This window comes from Flavobacterium filum DSM 17961 (assembly GCF_000425465.1).
GTDB classification, from domain to species: Bacteria; Bacteroidota; Bacteroidia; order Flavobacteriales; family Flavobacteriaceae; genus Flavobacterium; species Flavobacterium filum.
The window spans coordinates 22,577-29,426 of the sequence record NZ_AUDM01000021.1; the positions used below are offsets into that span (position 1 = coordinate 22,577).

Genomic DNA, 6,850 nt, shown 5'->3' on the forward strand with positions numbered 1-6,850 from the left:
GTTTGTATCATAATCTCGTTTTAAGAAAGGTTGTTCAGCGTTTTACGAAGTTGTTGATTCGACAATTTCCTTGTTCACAATTTGGCCAGAATATTTAAATTTAGTAAGTTTGTTGTTTAATAATTTAATTAACAAAGTATGAAAGTTGTGTCATTTTTTGCAGGTGCAGGTGGTCTTGATTTAGGCTTTGAGAAGGCTGGTTTTGATGTTGTTTGGGCAAATGAATACGACAAAGAAATTTGGGCAACTTATGAAAAGAATCATAAAAACACAATTTTAGATAGAAGAAGTATTGTTGATATTCCTTCAATTGAAGTTCCTGATTGTGATGGGATTATAGGTGGTCCGCCTTGTCAAAGTTGGTCAGAGGCTGGCTCAAAACGTGGAATTGCAGATAAAAGAGGTCAACTTTTCTATGAATTCATGCGGATTTTAGCAGATAAAAAGCCAAAGTTCTTCTTGGCGGAAAATGTCTAGGGAAAATTGTTGTTTGCACATAAAGAAGTATTTTTAAAACTATCTTGGATGGACAAAATAGAATTTCAAAATAATCAATATAAAGTAAGAGAAATTGAACTGCCTGAATTAGGTAATGTACTAATTTCTACTATAACATTAAATCAATTATTGTTAAATGAAGATGGCAGTTATGTTTCTGAAGAAGCTATTTCTGTTGATGAAAGCATTTACTTTTTTGTTGATGAATATGAGATTAAACTTTCTGATGACGAGTTAATAAATCTTTTAACTAAAGAAGTAAAATGATAAGATTTCAATTTTTTCCTCGCTCACAAGGAATAACAAAAGAAATACAAGCTGTAATTTCTTGTTTCGAAATTGAATATCAAAATATAAAATCCCCTGAATTTAATTTATCAAGTAATGATGTTTTAGAAGTGGTTAGACCTCATTTAGAAAAAATTGATTTTACTTGTGAAACTGGCAAAACCGCAGCAAAGAAAATTAGTGTTCCTGTATTATTTGGTTACGATAATAAAATTGATAAAGCATTTAATGCTGATGCAGTAAGTGCTGATGGTAAAATTGTTGTTGAAATCGAAGCAGGGAGAGCTACTGAAAACAACCAATTTTTAAAGGATATTTTTCAAGCATGTATGATGTTTGAAGTTGAATATTTAGTTAATGTTGTTAGAAACGTTTATCGTAAGCACAAAGATTTTGAGATAATCCATACTTTTTTAGAAACACTCTATATCTCAAATCGCCTCCATCTTCCCCTTAAAGGAATTTTACTGATTGGATATTAATTTTTGTCCTGCATTTGCGTGAGGAATTGAAGTGGAAATACTTTTTACTTTTCAGCAAAAAAAAGCAAAGGATAGCCCGACTCTTTGGGGCAAGCTTAATTAATTTTTATTGTTTTTCAACTATATTTATCAAGAAATAGAGTTCGTTCATGGGACGAAGTTTCTTTCACTATACAAGCAGGAGGTCGTCACGCTCCAATTCATCCACAAGCACCCAAAATGAAGTTTATAGAACAAAACCTTCGAGAATTTGTGAAAGGTAAAGAGCATTTGTACCGAAGATTAAGCGTTCGTGAATGTGCAAGAATCCAAACTTTTCCTGATAATTTTTCATTTGAATATGTTAGTGTTGTTGCGGGGTATAAAATGATAGGTAATGCAGTTCCTGTTAGAATGGGAAAAATTTTAGCTCAAAAAATTTATGCTGATTTGGAGAACTTAAAAGTTGCAAATAGATTATCATCAAAAACTATTCATAATGAATATAATGGAAATATTGTTATTGAAAAATTGAACGAAATCGTAAATCGAGTAACAGCATAATGGCAAAAAACGCTACCCAAACTATAAACGGAAAAGCATTTGAATATGCTTTACCCAGCGAGTTTTTAGAACGTTTAAAAGTAATAACTTCTGTTTCAGTACTTGAAAATGAACCCTACAGAACAGCATTAAAATGTTTTGTGAGTTTTGATGAAAAAGAGCAGGGCCATTATAAATTAGTTGCAAGTTTTGCGGTTAATTTTTTGCTTGACATTGAGCCACGTTTAGCTAACGGAATTAATGAAAAAGATATTTTACAACTCGAAATTGTAGCTGACAAAGCTGGTCAAGTTGGAGATGTTCGAGATGTTTTAGCAATTCGTTCTTTGCAAAAATGGGAAATTGGAATATCGGCAAAAAATAATCATAGAGCCGTGAAACATTCTCGTTTATCAAATGATATAGATTTTGGTCAAAAGTGGTTAGGTTTTCCTTGTTCAGCCCAGTATTTTAATGAGGTTAAACCAATTTTCGATAATTTAGCAAAGTTGCGTAAAACAAGCAAAGCAACTCAAAAATGGGAAACTTTAGGTGATTATCATACGTCAGTATATGTTCCTGTTTTAGATGCTTTTAAAAAAGAATTGTTACGTTTAGATAATGAAAACTCTGGGATTATTGCTGAAAATTTAATTAAATATTTAGTTGGAAATCAAGATTTTTATAAGGTTATAAAGGGTAAAAATAAAGTAGAAATTCAAGCCTATAATTTACATGGAACTTTGAATTTGCCGTTTGAGAATATAAAACCAAAAGCGAAAATTCAAAGATTAAAACTTCCGAATAGATTAATTGAAGTAGTATATCAAGACAATTCTAAAACAACGCTTCTAGTCACTTTAAGCGAAGGTTGGCAAATTTCTTTCCGTATCCACAACGCAAGTTCAAGAATTGAACCGTCCTTAAAATTTGACATTAATTTAGTTTCTGCTCCACATTCTCTTTTTTCAAATCAGTTGTTTATTCCGTGATTTAAATTTATATAGGATTTGGGATGTTATTTTTTTTAATTGCATTTTGTAATATTTAAGCAGAAATATAGAAAAACCAACCATACATTTTAACTAGTGAAATTATCAAATTACCTATTAAAAGTTTAGAATTGAAAAAGAATTATATTTCCCTTCACCAAGTCATAAAACTCAATAAAGGGGATAAATATAAAAAGTAAGAACGTTATTCAATCAACCTACACAAACTAATTCGCATTCGGCTCGTTAATTGAATTCATTGATAAAATCCTTATTTTTGCACAAACTTTCCCAAAATGGATTCACTCAGTCAAATCGTTCTCGGTGCCGCAGTGGGCAATCAAGTGCTCGGCAAAAAGATCGGCAACAAAGCCATTCTTTACGGTGCCATCATCGGAACGATGCCGGATTTGGATGTGTTGTATGGAAAGTTTTTAGATCCACTAACCGCCACCGAAATTCACCGCAGTTTTAGTCATTCCACACTGTTTTTTCTTTTTCTTTCTCCCGTTTTAGGATGGATTTTACAAAAACTGGAGCATAAAAAAGGAGTACATTTCAAAGAAGCAACACTGTTTTCATTCCTTATTCTGCAAACGCATTCCTTACTCGATTTGTTCACTACATGGGGAACGCAATTGTTTTGGCCACTCGAAACACGGTTTTCATTGCAATCTATTTTTGTGATTGATCCGTTATATACATTGCCTTTTTTGGTTTTTCTTATTCTTTCGATGAGGAAAAAGAAAGACGACCCTAAACGACTATTTTGGAATAAAACGGGATTGATAGTAAGTACTTCGTATTTGTTTCTCACGCTTTTAGTACAATCAATTGTGACGAATAAGTTTGAAAAACAATTGGAAGAAAACAATATAAATTATAAGGAAATTGTCGTAAAACCATCCCCATTCAATATTATTTTATGGACTACCAATATTAAAGTCGATAACGGATATTACATCGGCGATTATTCTTTTTTTGATACACAACCCATTCAATTTCAATTCATTCCGAAACAAAACGAATTGATAGAGCCATTAGCCTATCAACCTGTAATTCAGCAACTCAAAAGAATTTCAGAAGGTTGGTATTGCATCACGCAAAAAGAAAATCAGTTACTTTTTAATGATTTGCGGTTTGGGGTGATGAATGCAGATAAAAATGACATGCAGTTTTCGTTCAGTTACCAAATCACAGAAGAAAACGGAGAATTTAAAGCAACTGAATTACCGAATAAAAATAGGGCACAGGCAAAGAAATTGTTGGGAAAATTATGGGTAAGGTTACAAGGAAATTGATGAGAAACTTATATGACTTATATGGTTAAAACATATAAGTCATATAAGTTTTAAGAGTTATTGTTTTCGTTGAATTTTCGGGTAATCGCCTTCAACTTCTCTTTTCTCGCCAATTCTTTCTCTTTCTTTTTAGCTTGCTCCTTGTGCAACTTGTCGTTGTGAATTTTAATGTTTTTTGGATTATTTCTGCCCATCTTTCAATAATTTTTCAATTTTTACATAACCAATTTCCAGAACATCTCCTTGAATGGATTCCGATTTAGAAACTTTCAATTGGAATTTTTCTTTACATTGTGGTGATAAAATATCTTCTGTTTCATAAATATCATCAACATCCACGCCGTATTTGTCATCAATATGAGAGGTGGCTCCTTTAAAACCGCAATGTTTGTAGAACGAAGTTGCTTTGGCTTTTTTGATGGCTTCCGCTTTGTTTTGAGCTATGGTGAGCACTTTATAATGAAATTCTTCAAACTCATTTTGTTTGTATCCACCTAGATTGATAAAAAATAATTTTTCGGTGTTGTGAATGTTTTTCTCGCGTGAAACAACTTCAATTGTATAATCGTCAACACAAGTCACTTTTCGCCACGCATCAATGTGAATTATTCCTTTGGCTTCCGGCCAAAAAGCTTTCATATCGGGAACTAAAGCTTTTAAACTTTCACCAATTCCAAAAAAAATATCGTGTTGTTCGGTCAATCTTCCGGGTGGAGTAGCTCCTAACATGACCATAAAAAGGGTTTGATTTGCTTTCATCTTTCAAAAGTAAGAAAAATAAATTAGGGTAAATTGTTCAAAAAAGATAACTTTGGCACAAGTATTGAAATAGCAAATACAAGTGGAATCTTTAAAAAATAAAATGATGAAAAAAATTACTTTCCTATTAGTGTTTTTCGGGATGATAGCACTACAAAGTTGCACAATTAATAGTGATGATGATGTTGATAGAGATACAATTAGTGAAGTTTTTGAAGTAACCAGAAATTTTGGTCCTCAAAATAATTTTAGTTCTTTAGTTTCGTTAAATCCACAAATTTTTGCTTCTGATGTGGTATTGGTTTACATCTTGTGGGATGTTGACGGCGGTGAACCAGTTTGGCGATTAATGCCGCAAACCGTACAATTAATGGAAGGTGATTTACAGTATAATTATGATTTTACTCGATTTGATGTAAACTTATTCATGAGTTCTCTTGATTTTGATTTAGCAATTCTTGGTCCTCAATGGACACAAAATCAAACGTTCAGAATTGTGATTGTGCCGGGTTATTTCTCTAATCGAATAGATTACCGAGACTATAATGCAGTAATGACTCAGTTGGGGTACACCGAAGCCAACGTAAAGAAAATAAATTAACAAAAATATAGGTCCTTCGGGACCTTTTTTTATGAACAGAAATAACTATTTTCGCATCACTTAATTTAAGTTATGGATTTTCTTTTTATTGTTATCGGATTAGTGCTTTTGGTTTTGGGTGGCGATTGGTTGTTAAAAGCCGCAGTCGGAATGTCGCTTCGTTTAAATATTTCCAAAATTATCATCGGTATGACGGTAGTATCTTTTGCTACTTCCGCACCCGAATTAATTGTAAGTTTAAAATCAGCCATGGACGGCTTTCCTGATATTGCTTTGGGTAACGTTGTGGGTTCAAACATCGCTAATATTGGATTGATTCTGGGATTGGTCATGATCATCAGTGAAATGAAAGTAGATGACTCCTTCTTTAAAACCGATTGGCCGGTGATGTTGGTGGCTTCCGGTTTACTTTTTGGAATTCTACTTTTTGATGGTGAAATTGGGAGAATCGAAGGTATACTATTGTTTCTATGCATCATTGGGTTTGTAATTTATTTAGTGAAATACCAAAATACTTCCCCGGAAGAAATTGATTTACCGGAAACCATTCAAATGAAAATTCCTTTGATTATTTGGTTTTTAGCCATTGGTGGCGGAGCACTTTATTTTGGTTCTGAATTGTTAATCAAAGGAGCGGTAAATGTGGCTCAGCACTTTGGTGTTTCAGACCGAATTATTGCGGTAACTGTTGTGGCTATTGGCACCAGTATTCCTGAATTAGCGGCTTCATTAATTGCAGCTATCAAAAAAGAAAGCTCTATTTCTATCGGTAATATCATTGGCTCAAATATTTTTAATATTCTATCAGTTTTGGGGCTAACGGCAATTATTCATCCGATTAAATTAGTGGACAATAAGCTTATTTCATTTGATATTTATTGGATGTTAGGGTTTGCTTTTATTCTTTTACCTTTGGTTTTAATGCCTAAAAAAGGTTTTCTTGACCGCAAAGCCGGTATTGTGCTTTTATCGTCTTACATTCTTTTTGTCTATTTAACTTTTGCTTAATTTTTAGGAGCTAATCCGGCTATCCGCTGCAACTCCTCGGCCTAAAAGCTTTTTTTCTACGTCTTTTTCGTGGCTTCCGTTGGTCGCCCCAAAAAGCCAAGAAAAAATAACTTTTATTCCTGCGGGGTTTTCGCTGCTATCCGGGCTAGGGGAGCAGTGGTCAGTTTTTAGGTTAAAGTCACAGTTTTCAGTCACAGTTTTCATCCCGAAACTTCGGGAGCAGTTTTTACATAATCTTGTCATTGCGAAGCAATATCTTCAGTGTTTTCCGTGCTTTCTGTGAGAAATTAATTTTCACAAGCTTTATGCCTTTCTTTCTTCGTGGCAAATAATAAGTCATAGTTTTCACACAATCTTGTCATTACGAAGCAATATCTTCTGTGTTTTCCGTGCTTTCTG

At 33.3% G+C, this 6,850-nt stretch carries 10 protein-coding genes; 8 read left to right on the forward strand and 2 right to left on the reverse strand.

The annotated features are described in order from the left end of the window. Nucleotides 1-138 precede the first annotated feature (138 nt). The 6 genes from H601_RS15680 (at nt 139) to H601_RS0111880 (ending at nt 4,083) form a co-directional block, all read left to right on the forward strand. Nucleotides 139-477 (forward strand): DNA cytosine methyltransferase, encoded by a 339-nt coding sequence (locus H601_RS15680; protein WP_035655919.1) that lies wholly within the window; start codon nt 139-141, stop codon nt 475-477. A 48-nt stretch (nt 478-525) separates the two neighbouring features. Further along, entirely contained in the window at nt 526-765 is a 240-nt protein-coding gene (locus H601_RS16535) for a hypothetical protein (protein ID WP_026711719.1), read from the forward strand. Next, nucleotides 762-1,268: a hypothetical protein gene (locus H601_RS0111865; protein WP_026711720.1), complete on the forward strand. Its 507-nt coding sequence runs from the start codon at nt 762-764 to the stop codon at nt 1,266-1,268. Before H601_RS16535 ends, H601_RS0111865 begins: the two co-directional genes overlap by 4 nt. 108 nt (nt 1,269-1,376) lie before the next feature. Then, the gene (locus tag H601_RS15685; RefSeq protein ID WP_425402336.1) at nt 1,377-1,811 is read left to right on the forward strand and encodes a DNA cytosine methyltransferase; all 435 of its coding nucleotides are present in this window, start codon (nt 1,377-1,379) and stop codon (nt 1,809-1,811) included. Beyond that, entirely contained in the window at nt 1,811-2,782 is a 972-nt protein-coding gene (locus tag H601_RS0111875; protein WP_026711721.1) for a HaeIII family restriction endonuclease, read from the forward strand. The genes H601_RS15685 and H601_RS0111875 overlap by 1 nt, the downstream gene beginning before the upstream one ends. A 296-nt stretch (nt 2,783-3,078) precedes the next feature. Next, nucleotides 3,079-4,083, forward strand: a complete 1,005-nt coding sequence (locus tag H601_RS0111880; protein ID WP_026711722.1) for a metal-dependent hydrolase — start codon at nt 3,079-3,081, stop codon at nt 4,081-4,083. 50 nt (nt 4,084-4,133) lie between these two features. On the opposite strand, the gene H601_RS16670 is transcribed toward H601_RS0111880, so the two are convergent. Beyond that, on the reverse strand, nt 4,134-4,277 hold the full coding sequence (locus H601_RS16670; RefSeq protein WP_169628270.1) for a hypothetical protein: 144 nt from the start codon (nt 4,275-4,277) through the stop codon (nt 4,134-4,136). Beyond that, the gene (locus H601_RS0111890) at nt 4,264-4,842 is read right to left on the reverse strand and encodes a DUF1543 domain-containing protein (protein ID WP_026711723.1); all 579 of its coding nucleotides are present in this window, start codon (nt 4,840-4,842) and stop codon (nt 4,264-4,266) included. The genes H601_RS16670 and H601_RS0111890 overlap by 14 nt, the downstream gene beginning before the upstream one ends. A gap of 106 nt (nt 4,843-4,948) precedes the next feature. On the opposite strand from H601_RS0111890, the gene H601_RS0111895 reads away from it, so the two are divergent. Both H601_RS0111895 and H601_RS0111900 read left to right on the forward strand, forming a co-directional pair. Further along, nucleotides 4,949-5,443, forward strand: coding sequence for a hypothetical protein (locus tag H601_RS0111895; RefSeq protein ID WP_026711724.1), 495 nt, complete (start codon nt 4,949-4,951; stop codon nt 5,441-5,443). Nucleotides 5,444-5,515: 72 nt separating this feature from the next. Further along, a complete protein-coding gene (locus H601_RS0111900) occupies nt 5,516-6,451 on the forward strand; it encodes a calcium/sodium antiporter (RefSeq protein WP_026711725.1) in 936 nt (311 codons plus the stop codon). Nucleotides 6,452-6,850 lie beyond the last annotated feature (399 nt).